The organism is Dyella kyungheensis, from assembly GCF_016905005.1.
Lineage (GTDB): Bacteria > Pseudomonadota > Gammaproteobacteria > Xanthomonadales > Rhodanobacteraceae > Dyella > Dyella kyungheensis.
The window spans coordinates 22,829-47,048 of the sequence record NZ_JADIKC010000001.1 but is presented as its reverse complement, the minus strand read 5'-3'; the positions used below and the strand labels follow the sequence as shown (position 1 = coordinate 47,048).

Genomic DNA, 24,220 nt, shown 5'->3' with positions numbered 1-24,220 from the left:
GGCTCCGCTATGCTTCGCCAGCCCAAGGGGAGAAACCATGAGACGCTCGATTCGAATGGCGCTGGCCGTGCTGGCGCTAGGCCTGGCCGGTCTGTGCCAGGCCCGCCCCGGACCGGGCGATGTGCCGCCCGACTACCTCGGGCACGCCAGGGATGGTCATGAAGTACGGGTCTCCGACCTGCACGGCAAGGTGGTGATCGTGAGCTTCTGGGCCTCCTGGTGCGGCTATTGCCGCAAAGAACTCCCGGTGCTGGCCGCGCTGCAGAAGCTCAAGGGCACTGCCGACCTGCAGGTGATCGGCGTCAATCACGACGACGACTACGACAAGTACAAGGATCTCAGCCGCCGCTGGAAGAACCTCGAGGTCATCCTCACCTACGACGCCGCCGACAACCGCATCGGCAAGCCGTACAAGATCGACGGGCTGCCCTTCATGGTGATGATCGGGCGCGACGGGCGCATCGCCCATGTCCATACCGGCTATGGCGAAGACTCGCTGGACACGATCATGACGGAAGTGGACGACCTGCTGGCCCAACCCGCGCCCGCATCGACCGACACCGCCAACGCGAGCCCGGCGTCCTCCTGATACGGCGCGGAACCGCCGCGCCGGCGGCAATGTCAATTCTTGCCCGTCCCGTGCGGCGCCGTTAGGCTGGACATCCATCTCGCGCGTGCGCCATGTCCGTCCGCTTCGCTCACCTCCACCTTCACAGCGAATACTCGCTGGTCGACTCGACCATCCGCATCAAGGGGATGGTCGAAGCCTGCGTGCGCCTGGGTATTCCCGCGGTCGCACTGACCGACGACAGCAACATGTTCGGGCTGGTGAAGTTCTACAAGGCCTGCAGCGCCGCCGGCATCAAGCCGATCGGCGGCTGCGACGTGTGGGTGAGCGCGCCCGACGATCCGCGCCCCTGGCGTCTCACCCTCATCTGCCAGGATCGCGAGGGTTATCTCAACCTGTCGCGCCTGGTGTCGCGCGCCTGGCGCGACGGCCAGCAAAGCGGCCGCGCGCTGGTCGATGCCAACTGGCTCACGCCGGACGCCACCCGCGGCCTGATCGCCCTGCTCGGGCGCGAAAGCGAAGCCGGGCGCATCGCGGTCAACCAGGGCGTGGACAACGCGGCGGCACGGCTGCGTCCGTTCGCCACGCAGATGGCCGACCGGCTCTATCTCGAACTGACCCGCACCGGCCGCGACGGCGAGGAAAACTGGAACGTGGCGGCGCTGGCGCTGGCCTCGCAGCTCGACCTGCCGGTGATCGCCAGCAACGACGTGCGCTTCCTCAAGGCGGACAACTTCGAATCGCACGAAGCGCGCGTGTGCATCAACCAGGGCCGCGTGCTCGCCGATCCCAAGCGTCCGCGCGACTACAGCGACCAGCAGTACCTCAAATCGCCCGAGGAAATGGAGGCGTTGTTCGCCGACCTTCCCGAAGCGCTGGAAAACACCGTCGAGTTGGCCAAGCGCTGCACGCTGGAGCTGGAATTCGGCACCTATTACCTGCCCGACTTCCCGGTACCGGAAGGCCACGACCTGGCCAGCTACATCCGCGCGATCTCGCGCGAGGGCCTGAGGGAGCGGCTCGAATTCGCCGGCGTTGCGCCGGGTCGCACGCGCGAGGAATACGAAGCGCGACTGGAACGCGAGCTGGACGTCATCATCAAGATGGGCTTCCCCGGCTACTTCCTGATCGTGGCGGATTTCATCAACTGGGGTAAGCAGAACGGCATTCCCGTCGGACCGGGCCGCGGTTCGGGCGCGGGTTCGCTGGTGGCGTGGGTGCTGAAGATCACCGACCTGGACCCGATCCAGTTCGACCTGCTGTTCGAGCGATTCCTCAATCCCGAACGCGTGTCGATGCCCGACTTCGACATCGACTTCTGCATGGATCGCCGCGATGAGGTGATCGACTACGTGGCGCGCAAATACGGCCGCGACCACGTCAGCCAGATCATCACCTACGGTTCGATGGCGGCGAAGGCCGTGCTGCGCGACTCCGGCCGCGTGCTCGGCATGGGCTACAACGCCGTCGACCGCATCGCCAAGCTGATTCCCGCTCGCCCGCTCGACCTCACCCTGCAGTGCGTGCTGGGTCGCTCGGAAAAGGCCAAGAAAGAACCCGATCGCATCGTCAAGGAATTCTGCGAGCTCTACGAGCAGGACGAAGAAGCGCGCACGCTGATCGACCTGGCGCTGAGCCTGGAAAGCCTCACCCGCAACGTCGGCAAGCATGCGGGTGGCGTGGTGATCGGTCCCAAGCCGCTGACCGAGTTCGCACCGCTGTACTGCGAACCGGGCGGCGCGGGCGTGGTCACGCAATACGACAAGGACGACGTGGAAGCCGTCGGCCTGGTGAAGTTCGACTTCCTTGGCCTGCGCACGCTCACCATCATCGACTGGGCGGTGAAGGCGATCAATCTGCGCCGGGAGAAAACCGGCGAAGAACTGCTGGATATTTCCGCGCTGCCGCTGGACGACGCCTACACCTACAACGAGGTGTTCAAGAAGGCGCAGACGGTAGCGATCTTCCAGTTCGAATCGGCCGGCATGCAGCGCATGCTCAAGGATGCGAAGGCCGACCGCTTCGAAGACCTCATCGCCCTGGGCGCCTTGTACCGCCCGGGCCCGATGGACCTGATCCCCAGCTTCGTGGCGCGCAAGCACGGCCGCGAAGAGGTGATCTATCCCGATCCGCGCGTCGAGCCTGTCCTGAAAGAGACCTACGGCATCATGGTCTACCAGGAGCAGGTGATGCAGATGGCGCAGATCGTGGGCGGTTACACGCTCGGCGGCGCCGACTTGCTGCGCCGCGCGATGGGCAAGAAGAAAGTCGAGGAAATGGCGAAGGAACGCGCCAAGTTCCGCGAGGGCGCGGCGAAGGACGGCGTCAGCGGCAACAAGGCCGACGAAATCTTCGACGTGATGGAGAAGTTCGCCGGCTACGGCTTCAACAAGTCGCATGCCGCCGCGTACGCGTTGGTGTCGTATCAGACCGCGTGGCTGAAGGCGCACTACCCCGCCGAATTCATGGCCGCGACGATTTCGTCGGACATGGACAACACCGACAAGGCCGTCACCTTCATCGACGAGTCGAAGGCGATCGGCCTGAAGGTATTGCCGCCGGACGTCAATGCGTCCGAGTTCATGTTCGTGGCGGTGGAACCGAAGGTGATCCGCTACGGCCTGGGCGCGATCAAAGGCGCCGGCCAGGGTGCGTGCGAAGCGATTGCCGACGAACGCAAGCGCAACGGCCCGTACAAGGACCTGCCCGATTTCTGCCGCCGGGTGGATTCGACCAAGCTCAATCGGCGCGTGCTGGAGGCCTTGATCCTCTCCGGTTCGCTGGATGCGCTGGCCGAGAATCGCGCCAGCCTGATGGCGCAGTTGCCGAACGCGATGAAAGTCGCCGAGCAGCATCTGCGCGACCGCCAGAGCGGCCAGAACGACATGTTCGGCGCCATGATGGGCAGCGTGGCTCCGGTTGTGCAGGTGGATCTGCCCACGGTGCCCGAATGGCCGCTGGAGCAGTTGCTGCAGGGCGAGCGCGACACGCTCGGCCACTATCTTTCCGGCCATCCCACCGATCCGTGGAAGGACGAACTCGCGCAGCTTTCCACCTGCCCGCTGGGCGAGATCGCCGACCGTTACCAGCCCCCAAAGCCGCGCAAGAACGACGACGGCGACAACAACCGTTTCCGCCGCGGCCCGGATACGCCGTGGACGGTGGCCGGCATGGTCACGGCCATCCGCAAGCGCGGCGATAGCGACGCGTTCGTGCGGCTGGAAGACGGCACCGGCATCATCGAAGTGAGTTTCTTCGGCGAGCTTTACCAGCAGGTCGCACCGCTGCTCACGCGCGACGAACTGCTGGTGGTGGAAGGCGGGCTGCGCATCGACGATTTCTCCGGCGGCGGCTTTGCGGTTCGCGCCCGCAGCGCCTACACCCTGGGCGACGCCTGCCGCCGATATGCTCGCTTGTTGCGTTTAAAACTGAACGGGGTGAACCCGGCTTTCATCGAGGATCTTCGCCGCACGCTGGCCGGCTACCGCGGCGGACGCGCCAGCGTGATCCTGCACGGCTATCACAACGCCACCGCCCAGGCCGACCTGGAGCTGGGCGAGGAATGGCGGGTGGACGCCATCCCCGAGCTGCTGCGGGCGATCCGCGCGGTGCCGGGAGTCGAGGCGGCAAAGCTGCGCATCGTGAAGACGGATGACCGGCCACGGGGCGACTGAGCCCCGGCCAATACAGCCACCTTCACCCTCTCCTCACCCCCATACGCCCCCGTTCCCGCGAAATTCCGCGGCCCGGTATACTTGCGCGCTTCCGTGTCATGAACTGCACCGAATGAATCCTAACTTCCTCGATTTCGAACAACCCATCGCCGAGCTGGACGCGAAGATTGAAGAGCTTCGCCATGCCAGTCACGGGCAGGCGTTCAATATCGACGAAGAAGTCGCACGCCTGCGCGAGAAGCTGAAGCTCAAGACCAACGAGATCTTCCGCAACCTCACGCCCTGGCAGGTGACCCAGCTGTCGCGCCATCCGGGCCGCCCGTACACGCTCGATTACATCAGCGTGATGTGCGACGAATTCCATGAGCTGGCCGGCGACCGTGCCTATTCCGACGACGCGGCCATCGTGGGCGGCCTGGGCCGCATCAATGGCCGCTCGGTGATGATCATCGGCCACCAGAAGGCACGCGATACCAAGGGCAAGGTGCGCCGCAACTTCGGCATGCCGCGTCCCGAGGGTTACCGCAAGGCGCTGCGCCTGATGAAGATGGCCGAGCGTTTCGGCCTGCCCCTGATCACCCTGATCGATACCCCGGGAGCCTATCCCGGCGTCGGCGCCGAAGAGCGTGGCCAGTCCGAGGCGATCGCCCGCAACCTGCTGGAAATGGCCGATCTGAAAACGCCGATCATCTGCACGGTGATCGGTGAAGGCGGTTCGGGCGGTGCACTCGCCATCGGCGTGGGCGACCGCACCATCATGCTGCAGTACTCCGTGTATTCGGTGATTTCGCCCGAAGGCTGCGCCTCCATCCTGTGGAAGAGTGCCGAGAAGGCGCGCGATGCTGCCGAGGCACTGGGTCTCACCGCGCCGCGCCTGCTCGAACTGGGCCTGGTCGACAAGGTCGTGCGTGAGCCGCTGGGCGGCGCGCATCGCAATCCGCACTCGATGGCCGTGCGCCTGAAGGCCGTGCTGCTCAACCAGCTCGACGAGCTGGAAGCGCTGCCGATCAAGGACCTGATGGACCTGCGCTACAAGCGCCTGCGCGGCTACGGCGCGTACACGGAATAAAACCGCCGCACCTCCTGTGGGAGCGCACCCTGTGCGCGACGGGGGCCTGCGGAACCGGCGCGCACAGGGTGCGCTCCCACAAAGGTGCGACCGGCGCGCTACCATCCGAGGCAACGCCGTCGGGAAATCGCGTCCATGGCCAACGAACTCGCCAACAAGCTTGCCGTCCTGATCGATGCCGACAACGCGCAGCCGACCATCGCCGAACCGTTGCTGGCCGAGGTGGCGAAATACGGCACCGCGCACGTCAAGCGCGCCTACGGCGATTGGACGTCCAATCACCTGAAGGGCTGGAAGGAACAACTGCTCACCCAGTCGATCCAGCCGATCCAGCAATTCGGCTACACCAGCGGCAAGAACGCCACCGACTCGGCGATGATCATCGATGCGATGGACTTGTTGTACTCGGGGCGTTTCGACGGTTTCTGCATCGTCTCCAGCGACAGCGACTTCACCCGGCTGGCGGCACGCATCCGCGAGTCCGGCCTGATCGTCTACGGCTTTGGCGAACGCAAGACGCCCGACCCGTTCGTGGCGGCCTGCGACAAGTTCATCTACACCGACATCCTGGTCGGCAAGCCGGATGAAGAACAGCCGCTCAAGCCGCGCACGGCGGCGCAGCTCAAGCAGGATTCCAGTCTGGTGAACCTGCTGCGCAACGCGCTGGAAGCCGCCTCCGACGACGACGGCTGGGCCGCGCTCGGCGGCGTAGGCTCCATCATCACCAAGCAACGTCCGAACTTCGACGCACGCAGCTACGGCTACAACAAGCTCAGCGAATTGATTGCCGCCACCACGCTGTTCGAACTGGACCGGCGCAGTCCCGGCGAAGGGCGTCCCAAGGTGATCTACGTGCGCACCAAGGGCAAAAAGCCGGCCACTCGTGAATAAGCTGATCGACACGCTTCGACTCGCTTTGCAGCAACAGCCGCAAGGTCACTTGTGCGTGGCCTACAGCGGCGGACCCGACTCCACCGCCTTGCTGCATGCGCTGTCGCAGATGCCGGAAGCACAGGCGCGCGAATTGCGTGCACTGCACATCGATCACGGCCTGCACGATTTGAGCGACGCGTGGGCGATCCACTGCAAGCAGCTGGCGCAGGAATGGGGCGTGTGGTGCCTGGTGCTGCGCGTCGAGGTGGATCACGCGCGTGGCTACGGACTGGAAGCGGCGGCACGCGACGCGCGCTATCGCGCCTTTGCCGCCTCGCTGCGCAAAGGCGAACGGTTGCTGCTCGCACATCACCGCGACGACCAGGCCGAAACGGTCTTGCTGAAGTTGCTGCGCGGCGCCGGACCGGAAGGTCTCGGCGGCATGCGTGTCACGCGTCGACTCGGCGAAGGCTTGCTGTGGCGTCCGCTGCTCGACACGCCGCGCGAACTGTTGCGCCAGTACGTCGAAGAACACGAACTGCCGTGCATCGACGACCCGTCGAATCAGGATGCCCGCCTCGCGCGGAATTTCCTTCGTCACGAGATCCTGCCGCGCCTCACCCAACATTGGCCGCAGGCGGTGGATTCCATCGTGCACAGCGCCAGCCTCAACCGTTCCGCCACCGAAGCGCTGGAGCGGCAATGGCGCAGTGCGCAGGCGCAGTTGCTGGACACGGCCACCGGCAGCCTGGACGCCAGCGGCTGGCTCGCGCTTTCGCCGGCGCTGCGCCATCCCCTGCTCGACGACTGGCTGCATGCGCGCGGACTCAGCGCACCCACCACCGCGCAGCGCGAGCAGATCGAACGCCAGTGCAGCGCGCGCGACGGGCAGCTGCCGTGCATCCGCTGGGCCGGCGCCGAAGTGCATGTGTGGAAGGGACGCCTGTGGGCGCTGCCGCCGCAGCCGTCGATCGATCCGCACTGGCACAGCGCCTGGCAGGGCGAACCGCTGGCCCTGCCGGACGGCGGCAGCCTGCGGCTGGACCCGCCAGGACAACTCGCCGAACCGCTCGCCATCCGACTGCGCCAGGGCGGCGAGCAGTTGCGCCCCGCGGGCGACGCCCATACCCGCGAACTGCGCGACCTGTTCCAGCAGAGCGCCATGCCACCCTGGCGCCGGGCGGCCTGCCCCCTGCTCTACGCGGGCGATGAGCTGATCGGCGTGGGCGACCGCTGGCTGACTGCACGTGGCGTAGCCTTGTTCGGGGAGATGCGTCCCCTATGGCAACCGGCCTATTGAGCCTGGTTTCGATTGATTCCGTACGTCCCCTGCGCTAGCTTTGCGGGCCATGGCCAAGTCTGCATCCGTACCCGTCCCTCCTGCCGCCGATTTCGAACACTCGCTGGACGAACTCGAGCAGTTGGTTGCGCGTATGGAAGGCGGCGAATTGAGCCTGGACGAATCCCTGTCCTCCTTCGAACGCGGCATCGGCCTCTACCGCCATTGCCAGCAGGCATTGGAGAATGCCGAGCTACGCGTACGAATGCTGCTCGATCCCGATGCCCCAGACACAGCCGAACCTTTTGAACCGGAGCTCTGAGCTCGGTGCGCAGCTCAAAACGCTGATCGCCCGCGCCGAAGAGACGCTCGTCCGTTCGCTTCCCCCCGAAGACACCGCACCGGTCGAACTGCACCGGGCCATGCGTTATGCCGTGCTCGGCGGCGGCAAGCGCTTGCGCCCCCTGCTGGTCTACGCGGCCGGCCACGCCTTCGGCGAAACCGGATCGCGCCTGGATGCCCCGGCCGTGGCGGTGGAGCTGATCCACGCCTACTCGCTGGTGCACGACGATCTTCCGGCGATGGACGACGATGCCATGCGCCGCGGCCGTCCCACCTGCCACATCGTGTTCGGCGAAGCCATGGCGATCCTGGCCGGCGATGCGCTGCAGGCGCTGGCCTTCGAACTGCTCGCCCACGACGTGGACCTCGGCGTATCGCCCGCCCGCTGCGTGGAAATGCTGCGCGTGCTGGGTCGTGCCTGCGGCGCCGACGGCATGGCCGGCGGGCAGGCACTGGATCTGGCCGCCGTGGGCCGCAAACTCTCGCTCAACGAACTCGAATTCATGCACGCCTGCAAGACGGGCGCCCTGATCCGTGCCGCCGTGCACCTGGGCGGCCTTGCTGCCGGCGCGTCCGAAGACGATCTGGCCGCGCTCGGCCGTTACGGCCACGCGGTGGGCCTGGCCTTCCAGGTACGCGACGACATCCTCGACGTGGAAGGCGAATCGGTCGTGCTCGGCAAGACCGCGGGCAAGGACGCGGCCGCCGACAAGCCGACCTTCCCCTCGATCATCGGCATGGACGCATCGCGCGAACATCTCGCCCGCCTCACCCAGGACGCGCTCGATGCGATCGCGCCCTTCGGCGAACGTGCCAGCCTGCTGGAAGAACTCGCCCGCTACGCCGCCGCGCGCCTGCGCTGACCGCCGCCGCGCGCGAGTCAACAGGCGTCACGATGGAACGTTCCAGCGTGATAGATCCCCGACCATGGCGATGCGATGTCCCTTTCCCGCTTTTTCCGCGTCTCCTGGCTCGGTGCCGCTGTCGTGTTCACCGCCAGCGCGGCATTCGCCGCCCAGACCACCGACTTCTCCGGTGCCTGGCGTCTCGACGACCGCCATAGCGACAACGCCGACGGCCTGACCAACGCCATGCGCGTGGAAGCGCGCAAGGAATTGGCCGCGCGGCAGCAGCAGTCGGCCCCCGCCTCCTCATCGTCGAGCGCCACCCCAGCCGGCGCGGGGCACGGCGGCGGCCATCGCGGTGGCGGCGGAGGCGGTGGCATGGGCGGTGGTGGCATGGGTGGCGGTGGCCACGGCGGCGGCATGGGCGGCGGCGGTCATGGCGGCCATCGTGGTGGCGGCAGCGGCGACGCCAAACCCACGGATGCCGGCGACAAGGACCCCATCGCCACGGCCACCTACCCGATGCCACCGATGCTGGCGAACGATTCGGTCCTGCTGGTGCAGCAGGACGCCAAGACCTTCCAGGTGCACCTGGGCAATGGCGACCAGCTCACCGGCAAACTGGATGGCGTGGCCCGGCAGTCGCTCAATGGCAATGCCATGGTGCGCGGGCAGATCATGGGCGGCCAGCTGGTCGTGAATATCCGCTACGCGGACGGCACGCAGCTCGACCAGACCTGGGCAATGTCGGCCGATGGCCAGCAGATGGTGGTGTCGGGCGCGTGGAAGGTACCCACGCTCGAGCAGCCGGTGGGCTTCACGCGCACTTACGTCGGGCTGCACTGAATCGAAAAGGCGGCCCGCAGGCCGCCTTTTCTTGTACCGGCCTAGCCGATCAGGCGCAGCGTGAACGGGTAGCGATAGCGCACGCCTTCATTCGCGCGAATCGCCGCGATGATGGTGAACACCAGCCAGGCCACGCCGACCACGATGCCGACGGGGATGGCGATCACCACGCCAAGGCCGAGCGTGATCAGGGTGAGCACGAACAGCGCGAAGAAGATGATGGCCACGGTGATGTTGAAGTTCAGCGCCTCTTTCCCCTGGTCGTTGACGAAGGGCATGCTGTCCTTCTTAACCAGCCAGATGATCAGCGGCCCGAGGAAACAGCCCCAGCCGAACCAGTGACCGGTCAGGATAAGCCCGGCCAGGGCGGAAAGATGGGCGAACATCGCCCATTGGCGCTCCTGGGCGCCAGGGGGATCGGACGGCGGCGCGGCGGAACCGTTCGACGGCGGCGGTACGACGGACTCGGGCGGAACGCTCATGCGTACATCTCCTAGGTCGTAAAGGCCTGATTGTTCTGTCAGCAAGAACTGACGGCCTCATCCTAGCAAGTGTCCGCCCGGTTTACTGGTGCAGGTAGTCACTCACCTGCGATGGTCATCTGCTCCAGCAGGATCGACCCCGTCAGCAGGTGCGAGCGATGGTCGACATCCGCACCGACCGCGACGATGTTGGCGTACATGTCGCGCAGGTTGGCCGCGATGGTGATCTCTTCCACCGGGTAGAGGATCTCGCCGTTTTCGACCCAGAAGCCGGCCGCGCCACGCGAATAATCGCCCGTCACGGTGGACACGCCCTGGCCCATCACCTCGGTCACCACCAGGCCGGTGCCCATGCGCTTGAGCATGGCCGCGAAATCGTCCTGGCCGGGTTCCACGATCATGTTGTGGATGCCGCCCGCGTTGCCGGTGGATGCCAGCCCCAGCTTGCGCGCCGAGTAGCTGCCCAGCACATAACGCGCCAGCACACCGTTTTCGATCAGCGCGCTGTCGCGGGTGGCCACGCCTTCCGCGTCGAATGCACCCGAACCCTGCCCGCGCATCAGGAACGGACGCTCCACGATGTTCATCCAGGAGGGCATCACCTGCTTGCCGGCGTGGTCGAGCAGGAAGCTGGCCCGGCGATAGAGCGCGCCTCCGCTCACCGCGCCGATCAGATGACCGATCAGGCCGCGTGCCACTTCCGGCGTGAACAGCACCGGGCACTGTCGGGTGGAAAGCTGGCGCGCGCCCATGCGTGCCAGCGTGCGTTGCGCGGCCTTGTCGCCGAGCGCCCGTGCGTCCATGAAATCATTGGCGGAGCGCACGCTGTCGTACCAGTAGTCGCGCTGCATGCCGTCGTCGTCGCCGGCGATCAGCGCCACCGACAGCGAATGGCGGGTGCCGCGCTCGCGCCCCAGGAAGCCATGCGAATTGGCATAAACGGCCAGGCTTTCGCCCATCTGCACGCTGGCGCCGTCGGAATTGGTGATGCCGGCATGCGCGCGGCCGGCGTCTTCGATCTGCTTGCCCAGCGCGATGGCCTGGTCGGTCTCGATGCGCCAGGGGTGCCACAGATCCAGGTCCGGGAATGCCGTGGCCATGCGCGAGGCATCGGCCAGGCCGGAGGCCGGGTCTTCCTCGGTGAAACGGGCGATGGCGCAGGCCTGCTCCAGGGTGGCCTGGATCGAATCGGCATTGAGGTCGGCCGTGCTGGCCGAACCCTTGCGCTGGCCGAAATACACGGTGAGCCCGAAACCGCGGTCGCGCGTGTGCTCCACCGTTTCCACCTCGCCCAGGCGCACGTTCACGTTCAGGCCCGTGTCGATGCTGGCGGCCACCTCGGCCTGGCTGGCTCCGGCAGCCCGGGCCCGGCGGATCACGTCCTCGGCCAGTTGGGCCAGACGGTCGAGTTCGTCGTTGCTGCGGTCCTGGGCGGTGGTGCTGAGCTGGGTCACGCGTCTTTTCCTACGGGCAAGCGGGGAACGGGTAGAATACGCGGTCCTAGCCGCGCAACTCTCCAAGATGGGGTCGCGCACCCGAAAGCAAAGTGCGTCGCGGAGAACGCCATGTCACTGACAGCCGGCATCTACCGCCACTACAAAGGCCAGCGTTATCGCGTCCTGGGCATCGCCCAGCACAGCGAAACGATGGAGCAGGTAGTGGTCTATCAGGCGCTCTACGGCGACTACGGCCTGTGGGTGCGCCCAGCCGCCATGTTCTGCGAAACCGTGGAACTGGATGGCGAGCCGATCCCCCGCTTTGCGCTGGAACAGGCCGAGCCCGACCTGCTCGATGGTGTCGCCGCTCCCTGAGTATCCGCTCCACTGTTGGAATGAACCCGTGAATCGCACCTACACCGACAACCCCGACCACGACTACGGCCCCACCCGCACGCAACAGCGTCGCGACGCGCTGGCCGTGCTGGCGTTGGCCGTCCAGTTGATCGAGCTGCCGCCGAGCAAGCTGGCCAAGCTGGACTTGCCGGAAGACGTGGAGCGTGAGATTGCCACCACGCGCCGCATCACCGCGCACATCGCGCGCAAGCGCCAGCTGGCGTTCCTGGCCAAGGTGATGCGCCGCCACGACGCCAGCGTGTTCGACGGCGTGCGGGCCGCACTCGGCGAAAACCGCGATCGCCAGCGTCAGGAAACCGCCGCGATGCACCGGCTGGAAGCCACCCGCGACCGTCTGCTGGCCGATCCCGACAACGGCATGAGCGAGCTGATCGCCCAGTACCCGAACGTCGACCGCCAGCACCTGCGCTCGCTGGTGCGCCAGGCCAAGATCGAGAAAGACGGCAACAAGCCGCCGAGGGCGTATCGCGAGATCTATCAGCTGTTGAAGGATCTGGCGGCAGGAAGCGGTGCGGACGATGCCGTGTTGGATGGCGATGACGAGGCGCGGGAAGAGAACCAGGACTGAGGCCAGCGGGAGTCGCGCACAAGTGCGCTCCCACAGAGATCGCCATACCCTTGTGGGAGCGCACTTGTGCGCGACTCAATCTGCCTCAATCATCTTGGCGCAAAACCGCCCACACGTATCCCGCGGCGAAACAAAACAATCGTGCACCTCGCACAACGCACTAGTGCCGATGCTCGCGCCATAAGCCGAACCAAACGAGGTCAAGCCCGGCACACGCCGCTCCGTCTCGCGCGGATCATCGCGGCGATGGCGGCAATGCTCGCAGCGCGCGACGGGCGCGGGAAGGTTCATCCGCCCAGGCCATTCCAGTAATCCGCGAACACGTGCACCGACAGCACGTAGCCGATGATGATGTTCACCACCACGCCCGCGGTGAACGCCAGCCACGGCCGCCAGCCGGTGCCCGCCAGCGACCGCAGCCGTGTGGTCAGGCCGATGCTGAGAAAGCAGAAGGTGAACGCCCAGGTGCGCAGCGTGCTGATCGGCGCGACCAGATCGGGCGTGACGATCTTGCGGTAATCGGCCAGCGAATAGTGGCTGGCAATCCACGTCACCAGCGCCGACGCCAACACGAAGCCGAACACGAATTTCGGAAAGCGCGCCCAGATTTCGCGTACATCCGCTTTGGCCTGCACGCCGCCCTCCGAAGTGTTCCAGCGCGTGGTGGCTATCCAGGCCAGCGCGAATGCCCAGATGCCGATCCAGATATCGCGCCCCACGACTTTCATCAGCGTGAACGCCTGCACGGCAGCATCCGGCGCACCCGCAATGGCGCCGCCCGCGTTGCGTGCGGCATCGCCGTAAGCCTGCGCCGCCGCCACACCCGCGGCATCGGCGAATTCGGAGGTGCCGATCCATGCACCCGCCACTGCCGTCGACAAACCCAGTGCCTTCGATGCGAACGGCAACACGAAGATCATCACGATGGCCCATACCACCACCAGGGTGATCGCCACCGACGTATCCTCGCGCCGCGCGCGCACGGCACCGCCGCTGGCAATCGCCGCGGACACGCCGCACACCGCGCCGCCCACGCCAAGCACCGCGGCAAAACGCCGGTCCAGCCCCAGCGCCTTGGCAACGAGGAAGATGGTGAAGAACGTGGCAAGCGAAACGATGGTCGCCTGCCCCACCGCCACCGGACCGGCCCACACCAGCAAGGTGAGCGGCAAGGTCGCGCCCAACAGCACGATGCCGACCTTGATGTAGAACTCCACCCGCAATCCCGACTGGAACCAGTCAGGCAGCTTCACCGTGTTGGATACGACCAGGCCCAGCCCCAGGGCGAGCAACGGCGCCTCGAGGTTGTAGCGCGAAGCCTCGACCCAAGCGGAAGCGGTGAAGATCAGCAGCGACACCACGAACAGGATCGCGAACGCCGATAGAAAGCGCGCCAGCGAATGCCCCAGCACCGCCAGTCCGGTGCCGAACAGCAGCGCGAACGCGGCGAACAGCGCGAGATAGTTCGGGCCGTGCGAGACGATGCCCTGCCACGCTTCCGCCAACGTCTTCCACTTGGCCGGCGCCACCGCCAGCCATTTCAGGCTGCTGCCGTTGGCGAACAAGGCCCACGCCACCACGATGACCAGCAGGCCGATCCACACCGACCACCAGTCCTCGTTGGCAAAGGCGCCCCACCGCGTCGAGCGCGCGGCGGCCGCTTTCGCACCGGCCTGACCCGGTAGCACACCCGTCGCTTCGCTCATCGCCACGCCCCTCATCGCCGCAAGATGACCGGACGTCCAGACGTCCAGGCGGCCAACGGAAAAGGCCGCAGCGGACACTGTCCGCTGCGGCCTGGGTCAAAGCGAAATGAGCTTTTGTTCTATGGATATAGCCCGGCGCGAACGGCCACGCCCAGCGACATCAGGACGCCGTGCCACCCACCGTCATCGCATCCACCTTCAGCGTCGGCTGGCCCACGCCTACCGGCACGCTCTGGCCATCCTTGCCGCAGACGCCCACGCCTTCGTCGAGGGCGAGGTCGTTGCCGATCATGGAGACGCGGGTGAGCACGTCGGGGCCGGAGCCGATCAGGGTGGCGCCCTTCACCGGACGGGTGACCTTGCCGTCTTCGATCAGGTAGGCCTCGCTGGCGGAGAACACGAACTTGCCGTTGGTGATGTCGACCTGGCCGCCGCCGAAGTTCACGGCGTACAGGCCCTTCTTCACCGAGCGGATGATTTCCTGCGGATCGTGCTGGCCGGCGAGCATGTAGGTGTTGGTCATGCGCGGCATCGGCAGCTGCGCGAACGATTCGCGGCGGCCGTTGCCGGTGGGCGCCATGCCCATCAGGCGGGCGTTGAGCTTGTCCTGCATGTAGCCCTTGAGGATGCCGTCCTCGATCAGCGTGGTGCATTCGGTGGGCGTGCCTTCGTCGTCCACGCTGAGCGAGCCGCGGCGACCGGCGAGCGTGCCGTCGTCCACTACGGTGACGCCCGGTGCGGCTACGCGCTGGCCGATGCGGCCGGCGAAGGCGGAGCTGCCCTTGCGATTGAAGTCGCCTTCCAGGCCGTGGCCGATCGCCTCGTGCAGCAACACGCCCGGCCAGCCGGGGCCGAGCACCACCGGCATGCTGCCGGCCGGCGCGTCGACCGCCTCGAGGTTGACCAGCGCGCCGCGCACGGCTTCATCGGCAAAGGCCATGGCACGGCCGTTCTCGATCAGCTCGCGATAGCCGTAGCGGCCACCGCCGCCGGCACTGCCCTGCTCGCGGCGGCCGTTCTGCTCGGCGATCACGGTCACGTTGAGGCGCACCAGCGGGCGCACGTCGGCAGCCAGCGTGCCGTCGGAAGCGGCCACCAGCACGGTGTCCATGGTGGCCGCCAGGCTCACGATCACCTGCTTGACACGCGGGTCGCGGGAGCGCGCATAGGCGTCCACTTCGCGCAGCAGGGCGATCTTGTCGGGATTGGGCAGGCTTTCGACCGGATCGATGGCCGGATACAGCTGGCGGGCGCCGTTCAGCGCCAGCGGCTTGCCGGCGCCGTTGCCGCCGTGGGCGATGGCGCGGGCGGCCTTTGAGGCCTCCAACAGCTGCGGCAGCACGATTTCGTCGGAATAGGCGAAGCCGGTCTTCTCGCCGCTGATCGCGCGCACGCCGACGCCCTGCTCGATGGAATGGCTGCCGTCCTTGACGATGCCTTCCTCCAGCACCCAGGACTCGCTGCGCGAATGCTGGAAATACAGGTCGGCGGCGTCGATGGAGGGGCCCATCAGCTGGTTGAAGACGCGGTCGAGGTCGGTGGCGGCCAGGCCGCCCGGCGACAGCAGGCGACGTTCCGCCAGCGCGATCAGGGAATCCATGAAGTCAGTGCCATGTTCAAAAAGGGGACTTTAGCAAGTTGGGGCCATCAGCCGGGCGTTTAAAGCCTCGTCCGATAGAGCCGGGCCGGGGGAACCGCTAGGATGCCGCCATCCACCGATGACGCGCATGTGAAGGAACACGTATGAGCGAGACACCCCGGCAGCCGCTGGCCCACAAAGTGATCGACCGCACCATCAAGGCGCCCATCGAGGAGGCCCGCGAGCTGCTGCACAAGGACGGCGAGCTCAAGCCGGGCCAGGGCATGGTGAGCAGCATCATCGCGCTGTCGCTGGGCTTCCTGAGCCTGCTGGCGGTGCTGGCCTTCCACTTCCCCCAATACCTGACCACGCCGGACCTGCGCCACCAGTATTCGGTCGACGTGTTGCGCCAGCTGTTGCTGGCCGCCCTGCTGGTGGCCGGCGGCATGTCGCTGGCCAACATCATCCTTGGCCGCGCGCGCCGCCTCAGCATGGTGGCGTTCGCGCTGGTGATAGCGGCGACCGCGCTGGGCGGCTCACGCGTGCCGGTGGGCGACTTTCCAGACCACACGCCTTATATCGGGTTGGACTGGTTCATCCTCGACCTGCTCGGTTCCACCCTGGTGTTCGTGGTGATCGAAAAGCTGTTTCCGCTGTACAAGGGCCAGACGCTGTTCCGCAAGGAGTGGCAGACCGACCTGAAGCACTTCGCGGTGAACCACTTCATCGTGGGCCTGGCGTTGCTGGTGGTGAACTTCCTGCTGCATCACCTGTTCGGCTGGCTGGTGCGCAGCGACTTCCAGCAATTCGTGCAGCACACGCCGTTCGTGCCGCAGCTGCTGGTGTGCATCCTGGTGGCCGACCTGGCGCAGTACTGGACGCATCGCGCGTATCACGAGGTGCCGTTCCTGTGGCGCTTCCACGCCGTGCATCATTCGGTGAAGACGATGGACTGGCTGGCCGGTTCGCGCCAGCACATGCTGGAGTTGATCGTCACCCGCGTCGCCGTGCTGGCGCCGCTGTATATCCTCGGTTTCAGCGAGGGCGTGATGAATGCGTACATCATCGTGGTCGGCTTCCAGGCCGTGTTCAACCACGCCAACGTGCACCTGCCGTGGGGGCCGCTGAAGTACTTGATCGTCACGCCGGACTTCCATCACTGGCACCACGCTTCCGACGACGAAGCAATCGACAAGAATTACGCCGCGCACTACGCGTTTCTCGACTACCTGTTCGGTACCGCGGTGAAGTCGACCAAGAAATTCCCGGAGCACTACGGCGTGGTGGGCGATTACATGCCCGATGGTTTCATCCGCCAGCAGCTGTTTCCGTTTCGCGGCAGCACCAAGCCTCAAACTCCCGAAACCTGACCAACTCTGTAGGAGCGCACCCTGAGCGCGACCGCCAGGTTTGCCGCGTGGATATCTTCAACGGTGCCGTGGTCGCGCACAGGCTGCGCTCCTACATTTTCTGAGGACAGGTCAGCGGGTGCTGCTGGCCGGCGCCGGCGAAGTCGCGCTTTCCGGCGCCACCACCGCCGGCGGCACCGGCACATCCTTCTTCTCGATCAAGGTGATGGTCGGCTTGTCCCAACTCCCGGTGATCTTGTAGCGGGCGCTGGCGAAGCGGTTGATGCCATGGCCCAGCACCCCCTGCGCCACGAAGCCCGCCGCGATGCCGATGGGTCCGCCGACAAACGCGCCGAGCACCGGCAGGCTGTTGCCGGCGTGCGGGATCGCCAGCACCTGCATGTCGTAATCCTTGGCACGCACGCCGGTGCGACCGGTGATGGAAATTTCCGCCGCGGGGCTGCGGATCTGCAGATTGTCGGTGGTCGCATTGCCATCGCCCAGCTTGAAGTCGCCGACGATCGCATCGAAGGCGAGTCCCTTGCCGAACACATCGCCGAAATCGAACGACAGGCGGCGCGGCAATTCGAGCACCGACACCAGACCGAACAGGCGCGCCACGCCCGGCGTCACTTCCGGCATGCGGCCGTCGGTGATGTTGATGCTGAGCTTGCCGTCCATATTGCCCAGGTCCATCGCCGAAGGCGCACCGGGCCAACTCGCATCGAGCTGCGCGCGCACTTTGCCGCCCGCCAGCAAACCTTCGTAACCGAAGGCACCCAGCATCTCGCCGAGATTGTCGGCGGCGAAGTCGAAACGCATGTGCGAGTGGCTGTCGGTCGCCGAGCCGTTCCAGTCGCCGACGCCGTTGATCTGCACGCCGTGCGACAAGGTACGCAACTGGTCGATGTGCATGCCGCGATCGGTCGGCCAGGTTTCCAGCCGCGCGTCGCCCAGCTTGGAATCGCCAAAGCGCAGGTCGCTCACCCATAGATGGAACGGCGGCAAGGCCGATGGCGTGATGCCGGTGGCGGCCGGATTGGGCGGCGGCGTGGCCACGCTGGCGGCCGGTTGCGCGGCGGCGCTTTGCGCCGAGGCCACGTCCGCAGTGCCCGCCGCGCCCTTCTTGGGCACGGCGACGTCCTTGGGCCAGTACAGACGCTGCAGGCGAGCGGTGACGCCGCGACGGCTGAGGTCGCCCAGCGGAACATTGAAACGTCCCGCCAGCGCGGCGCTGTCGACGTCCACCACCAAGCCGTCCGGTTGCGACGTGGCGAGCAGATGCATGTCGGCAAATGGATGGCCAAACACCATCGCCTGCTCCGCCGTCACGTCGATGCTTTCCAGACCAGGGCCGTTGGCGCTGCTGCCTGAGGCTGCGTATTGCGTCCAGCCTGTCACATCGAGCTTGGCCGGACGGCCGCGAATGCGGATGCCTTTGTCGGGCACCGCGTCGGGCGCCTTGGTGCCGAACACGAAGGTGGCGGCAAGCGACTGACTGTCGTTCTGCGGCAGCCGCATGCGTGCGCGCACCACTTGTCCCACGCTGAGCTGCACGTCGCTGCCTTGCATGGGCAGGTTCATGTCCAGGTGCAGTGGCAGCGTTCCGTCCGCGGACTTCTTCAGCGGTGCCGGGAAATCGAGCGTCATGCCATTGAGCATGGAATCCACGGTCAGCTGTTGCGTGCTCGCCGCCGATCCCGGTGTGTTGACGATGCTGAAACCCACCGTGAAATCGCTACGCCCACCGGCCACCTGGTTCAGCCAGTCGAGCTGTTTGTAGCCCTGGGTGAGCTCGGCCATGCTGAAACGGCCGGCCAGCTTTGCCGACAGCATCGTATTGGGTTGTCCGGTGGCACCGGCGATGGCCAGATCCAGTTTGGACGGCTGACCGCGGAAGCTGGTGTCGAGCGGTCCGGCATGGAAGCCGGCCTTGTCGAAGGTGGCCGGACCGGTGAGCTTGTCGAGCTTGAGATTCCATTCCGGCGCATCGAAGTCCATGTCCTTCAATTGCGCGCGGCCATCCAGGATCAGATTGCTGGCGTCGGCCACCGGCAGCGACAGATGGAAATCGAACGCGCCGGTGCCGCCCAAATGCAGCTTGGAGATGATGTCCGCGTGGTGCATGCCGATCGGGCTGTGCTGCACGAAGTCGAGCATGCTGGCACCGGTGCCGTTGCCGGCCACGTTGAGGTCGAGCACGGTCTGGCCGAATTCCGGAATCAGGGCCACCGCACGCTCAACCTTGTTGCCCAGCGATTCGCCCGCGCTCGCCTCCACCAGCATGCCGCTGTTGATGAAGTTGGCGACCGCGCTGACGTTCTGCGCATTGGGCCAATCCCTGCCGTATTTCAGCTCCAGGCCGCTGAGCTCGGCGCGCGCCTCGAAGCGTCCCTCGTTGTGGTGGAACGGCCAATCCTTCAGATCGCCACGCACCAGCACATCGGCATGATCCAGCTTGCCGCCCAGCAGTGCCTGATCGAGCCACTGCACCGCCGCCGGCGACATTGAATCCACCGGCCAGAACAGTTTGGCCGCGACCACCTCGGCATGGTTGACCCGCGCGTACAGATCGAGGAACGGACGTCCGCCCGCGTTGGGCAAGGCCACGTCGCCGCGTGCCTCGCCGCCAAAGCCCGCGCCTTCGAAATCGAACGCCTCGGTGGCGATGTGCCAGGCATCGTCGTCGTGCCAGAACGCGACGTCGCCGCCGAGCCGGGACATCGCGAACGGTTCGCGGAAGGTGTGCGGGAAGCGCAGCACGGTGGCCTGCGCCGGCAACGACAACACCATCGCCTGTGCGTCGCCGCGCAATTCGCCGTACACGCCGTCGATCCCGGGCAGCTTGCCGACCGGGTTGATGGCGACACCGGCGAAGGCGGCGTCGAGCACGTGCAGGCCCTCGGCATGATTCCAGCCCAGATGCGCCTGGGTGATCTGGCCACGCGGCTTGCCGGTGCCTACCCACTGCGCCAGCCCCGCGGAAAGCTGCGGCTTGAGCGCCAGCCACGGCACCAGCGGCGCCAGTTGCAGATTGCGGGCGGCGACATCCACGCTGGCCTGGTCCGTGCTCATGTCCTTCAGCGACGCCACCGCGATGCCGCCGTCGTCGGCCGCCCAGCGCACGGTGTAGCCGTCCTTGCCGATGGTGACTTCAGCCAGTCCGGCCAGCCCTTCCGCGCTGGCGGTGGCGCCGTCGGGATTGCCCAGCTTGAGGTCGCGCAGATGGAACCGGGTAAGGCTGCGCACCACGCGCGCATCGCGCCAATCGAGCCAGCTCTCGAACGAACCGCTGCCGCTGTCGGCCGTATAGCCGGCCATATCGATACCGCTGGACATGGCATGCAGGTCGAGATCGCTGCCGCTGATCCACACCTTGCCGTCCGCGCCGTCCTCGCTGAAATTGCCGGCGCCGCGCACTTGTCCCGGCGCTCCCTCGCGACGCAGCAAGGCGCCCACGCGGATGCGGCTGCCCTGCCGGCTCAGGCGCAGTTGATCGGCGAGCAAGGTGAAGTGCCGGTTGATGCGGTTGTCGGTGATGTCCAGCCGCGTGTCGGTGAGCGACAGGCCGACCGACAGCTGATTGAAGCCGGGCTTCTGACGCTCGTCGCCACCGGCCAGGCCAATGCCGTTGACGTGCCAGGTGCCGTCCTTGTCGCGGCTGAGGTCGAACTGCAGGCCACGCGCATGCAGGTTCACCAGATGCCGCGATGGCAGCAGCAGGCCGCCCGGATCGAGCTTGAGTTCGGCTTCGGGGATGTGCAGCGGCGTGCCGCCATCGCCCGAGCCGACGGTGACGCCGCGCATGATGAACAACGGACCGCTGGGCTGCCAGCGGCCTTCCATCGATTCGAACGTCACCGGACGGTGCAACCGGGTCGCCAGCTGCGCCTCCACCCACTGCGGGTGGTGCGCCAGCAACGGCAACAGCAGCTGGCCCAGTCCGATCAGCACGGCCAGCGAAATCACGGCCACGCCGGCGACCCAGGCCAGGGCCCGGGCGCAGAAGTGGGTTCGATGCAACCAGGGTGTGCTCACGACCGGCTCGCGACGCGAAGCGGAGGGCGGCGCGTCTTACAGAAGAACCACATCGAACTGTTCCTGCGAATAATGCTCCTCGGCCTGAAAGCGTATGCTTTTGGAGATGAACTCTTCCAATTCGGCCACCGCCACGGACTCTTCTTCCAGGATCCGTCCGACCACGCTCGGGCTGGCCATCACCAGTAGTTTTTCGGTATTGAACTGGCGCACGGCCCGGGTGATCTCGCGGAAGATCTCGTAGGTCACCGTTTCGGCGGTCTTGAGGGTGCCGCGTCCGCTGCAGGCCGGACAGGGTTCGCACAGCTGGCGCTCCAGGCTTTCGGTGGTGCGCTTGCGCGTCATTTCCACCAGGCCCAGGGCCGACATCGGATACACCGTGGTCTTGGCGTGGTCGCGCAGCAGGCCCTTTTCGAGCATGCGCAGCACCTGCCGACGGTGTTCCTCGTCCGTCATGTCGATGAAGTCGATGATGATGATGCCGCCCAGGTTGCGTAGCCGGAGCTGGCGTGCCGCGGCTTGCGCGGCTTCCAGGTTGGTCCGGTAAACGGTTTCCTCGAGATTTCGCGTACCGACGTAGCCACCGGTATTCACATCGATGGTGGTCATCGCCTCGGTCTGGTCGACGATGAGGTAGCCGCCGGACTTGAGCGGCACCTCCTTCTTCAGCGCGCGCTGGATTTCGTCTTCCACGCCGTACAGGTCGAAGATGGGGCGTTCGCCGGAGTAGTGCTCGATGCGGTCGTCCAGCTGCGGCATGAACTTGTGCACGAACTTCACGACCTTGTCGAAGGTCTCGCGCGAATCGACGCGTACTTTTTCGATGTCGTCGTTGAGCATGTCGCGCAGGCTGCGCAGCGGCAACGACAGCTCCTCGTACACGCGCTCGCCGACCTTGGCCTTGGCGATGTTCTCCTGCACCACGCGCCACACCTTGCCCAGGTAGGTAACGTCGAAGGCCAGCGATTCAGCCGTCTGCCCTTCCGCATTGGTGCGTACGATATAGCCGAGCCGGGTGCCCTCTTCGCCGATCAGCGAGCCGAGTACTTCCTTCAGGCGTTGGCGTTCGGCCTCCTCCTCGATGCGGGCCGAGATGCCCAGCGTACGCGCCTGCGGCAGCAGCACGAGGTAGCGGGAAGGGATCGACAGGTGGGTGGACAGCCGCGCGCCCTTGGTGCCGATCGGGTCCTTCACCACCTGCACCACGATTTCCTGGCCTTCGTGCACCAGTTCGCTGATCGAGGGCGTATGACCGTTGCCGGCGCCCGGGCTGACTTCTGCCCCTTCCGCGCTGGGCGGCGGCGGGGCCCGCACGATGTCGGAGGCGTGCAGGAAGGCCGCCCGTTCCAGCCCGATATCGACGAAGACCGCCTGCATGCCGGGCATCACGCGCTGCACGCGCCCCTTGTACACATTGCCCACATAGCCTCGGCGGGAGGCCCGCTCGACGTGCACCTCCTGCAACATGCCGTTTTCGACCACGCCGACGCGCGTCTCGCGTGGGGTCACGTTGATCAGGATTTCTTCGCTCACCGGTGACTCCAATGCGTGGGCGATCTTTATAGCGGCTGTACGCGCACACTGTCGATGCGTGAAACAGGCCGTGACGCATCGGCTCGCCAAGGTCGCCAACCGACACGCACATCACGGGATTTGGTGTACTGGCGAGTGTTCCATCTATGCTTGCGGGAATGCGCCCGCCGATTCTCCCCGATGTGCTCCAACCCGGCCTTGCCCTGGTGTTCTGCGGCACCGCTGCCGGCCGCCGCTCCGCTGAGCAAGGCGCCTACTACGCACATCCCGGCAACCTGTTCTGGCGCACCCTGCACACCGTGGCGCTGACGCCCCGGCTGTTCGCGCCCGCCGAATTTCCGCAGCTGCCCGCCCTCGGCATCGGCCTGACCGACCTGGCCAAGCACCACATGGGCAACGACGACGAACTGCCGCGCGATGCGTTCGACGTCGCCGCGCTGCGCGAACGCATCGAGCGCCACGCGCCACGCCTGCTGGCCTTCACCAGCAAGGCCGCCGCGCGCGCGGCGCTCGGCCGGAGCGCCGGCTACGGGCTGCAGGAAGAGCGCATCGGAGACACCCGCTTGTTCGTGCTGCCCTCGCCTTCCGGGCAGGCTCGCGGGCATTGGGATGTCGCCCACTGGCAGGCGCTGGCCGCGCTGGTGCGGGCGAGCTAGGCGCGCGCGTAGCGCTCCAGCGCCGCGGCGAGATGATCGAACAGCCGGCGGACGCGCAGGCTCGGACGCAGGTCTTCGTGCATGACCACCCAGGTTTCCAGCGCCAGCGACACTTCCGCGGGAAACAGGCGCACCAGCAGCGGATCGCGGCGCATCAGGTTGACCTGCGCGATGCCGATGCCGAAACCGGCGCGGATCGCGGCCAGGGCAGCCAGGTCGCTGTCCGTGCGCAGGGCAAACTGCTCGCGTGTATAGGGCAGCCCCTGCGGGCGCAGGCGCCTGATGAAGGGCTTTTCGGTATCGAAGCCGATCAGGGCATGCCCGCTCAGCTCGGCCAGCGTCTGCGGCTGGCCGTGGGCGTCCAGATAGCGTCGATGGGCGAACATGCCCAGTTCCACCCGGCCCACATGACGGGCGATCAAGGCCTCCTGGGTCGGCTGGTGCATGCGGATGGCGATGTCGGCGTCGCGCCGCAGCAGGTCCGCCGCGACATTGGATGGCGCCAGCTCGATCACGATGCCCGGATGGCGTTCGCGAAATTCTGTGAGGATGGACGGCAACACTTCGGCGCCGATCACCTCGCTGGCGGTCAATCGCACGGTGCCGCTGACCTCTTCCCGCCCGGCCGAGGCGGTCCGACGCAACGCGGCGGATGCCGACGCCATGGCCTGCGCGTGCGGCACCAGCTCCCGCGCCAGCTCGGTAGGCTCCAGGCCCTGCGGCGAACGGGCAAACAGGACGGCCCCGAGCGCGGATTCCAGTTCGCGCATATGCCGGCCCAGGCTGGGCTGGGTCATGCCCAAGGCCCGCGCCGCGCCGGACAGGCTGCCCTCGCGCATCACGGCGAGAAAGGATCGGTAGAGCTCCCAGGCGGGTTCGATGTCGGCCATGCATATTTGTATAGCAGATCTTCATCCCTGGGCAATTTTCATTCATCTACCCGCACTGCAAGCTGGAGTC

The 24,220-nt window shown here is 66.3% G+C and carries 19 protein-coding genes; 12 read left to right on the top strand and 7 right to left on the bottom strand.

What is annotated here, in order from left to right; all coding sequences use genetic code 11:
• The first annotated feature begins 37 nt into the window (after positions 1-37).
• The 8 genes from ISP20_RS00265 (at position 38) to ISP20_RS00230 (ending at position 9,496) form a co-directional block, all read left to right on the top strand.
• On the top strand, positions 38-589 hold the full coding sequence (locus ISP20_RS00265) for a TlpA disulfide reductase family protein (RefSeq protein ID WP_204634068.1): 552 nt from the start codon (positions 38-40) through the stop codon (positions 587-589).
• Between the two features lie 92 nt (positions 590-681).
• Complete coding sequence (gene dnaE / locus ISP20_RS00260) at positions 682-4,242, top strand: DNA polymerase III subunit alpha (protein ID WP_204634067.1); 3,561 nt, start codon at positions 682-684, stop codon at positions 4,240-4,242.
• Positions 4,243-4,354: 112 nt separating this feature from the next.
• Positions 4,355-5,311: an acetyl-CoA carboxylase carboxyltransferase subunit alpha gene (locus ISP20_RS00255; RefSeq protein WP_204634066.1), complete on the top strand. Its 957-nt coding sequence runs from the start codon at positions 4,355-4,357 to the stop codon at positions 5,309-5,311.
• Between the two features lie 135 nt (positions 5,312-5,446).
• Positions 5,447-6,202 (top strand): NYN domain-containing protein, encoded by a 756-nt coding sequence (locus tag ISP20_RS00250; RefSeq protein WP_204634065.1) that lies wholly within the window; start codon positions 5,447-5,449, stop codon positions 6,200-6,202.
• Positions 6,195-7,484, top strand: coding sequence for a tRNA lysidine(34) synthetase TilS (gene tilS, locus ISP20_RS00245; RefSeq protein ID WP_338030946.1), 1,290 nt, complete (start codon positions 6,195-6,197; stop codon positions 7,482-7,484). Before ISP20_RS00250 ends, tilS begins: the two co-directional genes overlap by 8 nt.
• 49 nt (positions 7,485-7,533) lie before the next feature.
• Positions 7,534-7,785, top strand: a complete 252-nt coding sequence (locus ISP20_RS00240; protein ID WP_204634064.1) for an exodeoxyribonuclease VII small subunit — start codon at positions 7,534-7,536, stop codon at positions 7,783-7,785.
• Positions 7,769-8,668 carry a polyprenyl synthetase family protein gene (locus tag ISP20_RS00235; protein ID WP_204634063.1) on the top strand — a complete coding sequence of 300 codons (900 nt, stop codon included), beginning with the start codon at positions 7,769-7,771 and terminating at the stop codon, positions 8,666-8,668. Before ISP20_RS00240 ends, ISP20_RS00235 begins: the two co-directional genes overlap by 17 nt.
• Before the next feature lie 75 nt (positions 8,669-8,743).
• Positions 8,744-9,496, top strand: coding sequence for a hypothetical protein (locus tag ISP20_RS00230; protein ID WP_204634062.1), 753 nt, complete (start codon positions 8,744-8,746; stop codon positions 9,494-9,496).
• Positions 9,497-9,537: 41 nt separating this feature from the next.
• Here ISP20_RS00230 and ISP20_RS00225 read toward each other — a convergent pair whose 3' ends face one another.
• The gene (locus tag ISP20_RS00225; protein WP_204634061.1) at positions 9,538-9,978 is read right to left on the bottom strand and encodes a DUF4870 domain-containing protein; all 441 of its coding nucleotides are present in this window, start codon (positions 9,976-9,978) and stop codon (positions 9,538-9,540) included.
• A gap of 98 nt (positions 9,979-10,076) precedes the next feature.
• Positions 10,077-11,432: a metalloprotease PmbA gene (pmbA, locus tag ISP20_RS00220; RefSeq protein WP_204634060.1), complete on the bottom strand. Its 1,356-nt coding sequence runs from the start codon at positions 11,430-11,432 to the stop codon at positions 10,077-10,079.
• Between the two features lie 111 nt (positions 11,433-11,543).
• Between pmbA and ISP20_RS00215 the strand changes: the two genes are divergently transcribed.
• Together ISP20_RS00215 and yjgA are read left to right on the top strand one after the other, a co-directional pair.
• Positions 11,544-11,789, top strand: coding sequence for a DUF1653 domain-containing protein (locus ISP20_RS00215; protein WP_204634059.1), 246 nt, complete (start codon positions 11,544-11,546; stop codon positions 11,787-11,789).
• 28 nt (positions 11,790-11,817) lie between these two features.
• Complete coding sequence (gene yjgA / locus ISP20_RS00210; RefSeq protein WP_338030945.1) at positions 11,818-12,399, top strand: ribosome biogenesis factor YjgA; 582 nt, start codon at positions 11,818-11,820, stop codon at positions 12,397-12,399.
• A 287-nt stretch (positions 12,400-12,686) separates the two neighbouring features.
• Here the strand turns inward: yjgA and ISP20_RS00205 are convergent, their stop codons facing one another.
• Both ISP20_RS00205 and tldD read right to left on the bottom strand, forming a co-directional pair.
• Positions 12,687-14,105 (bottom strand): YeiH family protein, encoded by a 1,419-nt coding sequence (locus tag ISP20_RS00205; protein WP_204634057.1) that lies wholly within the window; start codon positions 14,103-14,105, stop codon positions 12,687-12,689.
• Between the two features lie 160 nt (positions 14,106-14,265).
• Positions 14,266-15,705, bottom strand: coding sequence for a metalloprotease TldD (gene tldD, locus ISP20_RS00200; protein WP_204634056.1), 1,440 nt, complete (start codon positions 15,703-15,705; stop codon positions 14,266-14,268).
• A 143-nt stretch (positions 15,706-15,848) separates the two neighbouring features.
• On the opposite strand from tldD, the gene ISP20_RS00195 reads away from it, so the two are divergent.
• A complete protein-coding gene (locus tag ISP20_RS00195; RefSeq protein WP_204634055.1) occupies positions 15,849-17,054 on the top strand; it encodes a sterol desaturase family protein in 1,206 nt (401 codons plus the stop codon).
• Positions 17,055-17,165: 111 nt separating this feature from the next.
• Here the strand turns inward: ISP20_RS00195 and ISP20_RS00190 are convergent, their stop codons facing one another.
• Positions 17,166-21,071 (bottom strand): YhdP family protein, encoded by a 3,906-nt coding sequence (locus ISP20_RS00190; RefSeq protein ID WP_204634054.1) that lies wholly within the window; start codon positions 21,069-21,071, stop codon positions 17,166-17,168.
• A 36-nt stretch (positions 21,072-21,107) separates the two neighbouring features.
• Entirely contained in the window at positions 21,108-22,604 is a 1,497-nt protein-coding gene (gene rng / locus ISP20_RS00185; RefSeq protein ID WP_204634053.1) for a ribonuclease G, read from the bottom strand.
• A 158-nt stretch (positions 22,605-22,762) separates the two neighbouring features.
• On the opposite strand from rng, the gene ISP20_RS00180 reads away from it, so the two are divergent.
• Positions 22,763-23,260 (top strand): mismatch-specific DNA-glycosylase, encoded by a 498-nt coding sequence (locus ISP20_RS00180; RefSeq protein WP_239535125.1) that lies wholly within the window; start codon positions 22,763-22,765, stop codon positions 23,258-23,260.
• Here the strand turns inward: ISP20_RS00180 and ISP20_RS00175 are convergent.
• A complete protein-coding gene (locus tag ISP20_RS00175; protein WP_204634051.1) occupies positions 23,257-24,150 on the bottom strand; it encodes a LysR family transcriptional regulator in 894 nt (297 codons plus the stop codon). The genes ISP20_RS00180 and ISP20_RS00175 overlap by 4 nt on opposite strands.
• Positions 24,151-24,220 lie beyond the last annotated feature (70 nt).

Excerpts from the sequence above, each read along its gene's own strand:
- ISP20_RS00265 (WP_204634068.1), top strand. The coding sequence starts at position 38 with ATGAGACGCTCGATTCGAATGGCGCTGGCCGTGCTGGCGCTAGGCCTG.
- dnaE (WP_204634067.1), top strand. The coding sequence starts at position 682 with ATGTCCGTCCGCTTCGCTCACCTCCACCTTCACAGCGAATACTCGCTG.
- ISP20_RS00255 (WP_204634066.1), top strand. The coding sequence starts at position 4,355 with ATGAATCCTAACTTCCTCGATTTCGAACAACCCATCGCCGAGCTGGAC.
- ISP20_RS00250 (WP_204634065.1), top strand. The coding sequence starts at position 5,447 with ATGGCCAACGAACTCGCCAACAAGCTTGCCGTCCTGATCGATGCCGAC.
- ISP20_RS00240 (WP_204634064.1), top strand. The coding sequence starts at position 7,534 with ATGGCCAAGTCTGCATCCGTACCCGTCCCTCCTGCCGCCGATTTCGAA.
- ISP20_RS00230 (WP_204634062.1), top strand. The coding sequence starts at position 8,744 with ATGTCCCTTTCCCGCTTTTTCCGCGTCTCCTGGCTCGGTGCCGCTGTC.
- ISP20_RS00225 (WP_204634061.1), bottom strand. The coding sequence starts at position 9,978 with ATGAGCGTTCCGCCCGAGTCCGTCGTACCGCCGCCGTCGAACGGTTCC.
- ISP20_RS00215 (WP_204634059.1), top strand. The coding sequence starts at position 11,544 with ATGTCACTGACAGCCGGCATCTACCGCCACTACAAAGGCCAGCGTTAT.
- ISP20_RS00205 (WP_204634057.1), bottom strand. The coding sequence starts at position 14,105 with ATGAGCGAAGCGACGGGTGTGCTACCGGGTCAGGCCGGTGCGAAAGCG.
- tldD (WP_204634056.1), bottom strand. The coding sequence starts at position 15,705 with ATGGATTCCCTGATCGCGCTGGCGGAACGTCGCCTGCTGTCGCCGGGC.
- ISP20_RS00195 (WP_204634055.1), top strand. The coding sequence starts at position 15,849 with ATGAGCGAGACACCCCGGCAGCCGCTGGCCCACAAAGTGATCGACCGC.
- ISP20_RS00180 (WP_239535125.1), top strand. The coding sequence starts at position 22,763 with ATGCGCCCGCCGATTCTCCCCGATGTGCTCCAACCCGGCCTTGCCCTG.
- ISP20_RS00175 (WP_204634051.1), bottom strand. The coding sequence starts at position 24,150 with ATGGCCGACATCGAACCCGCCTGGGAGCTCTACCGATCCTTTCTCGCC.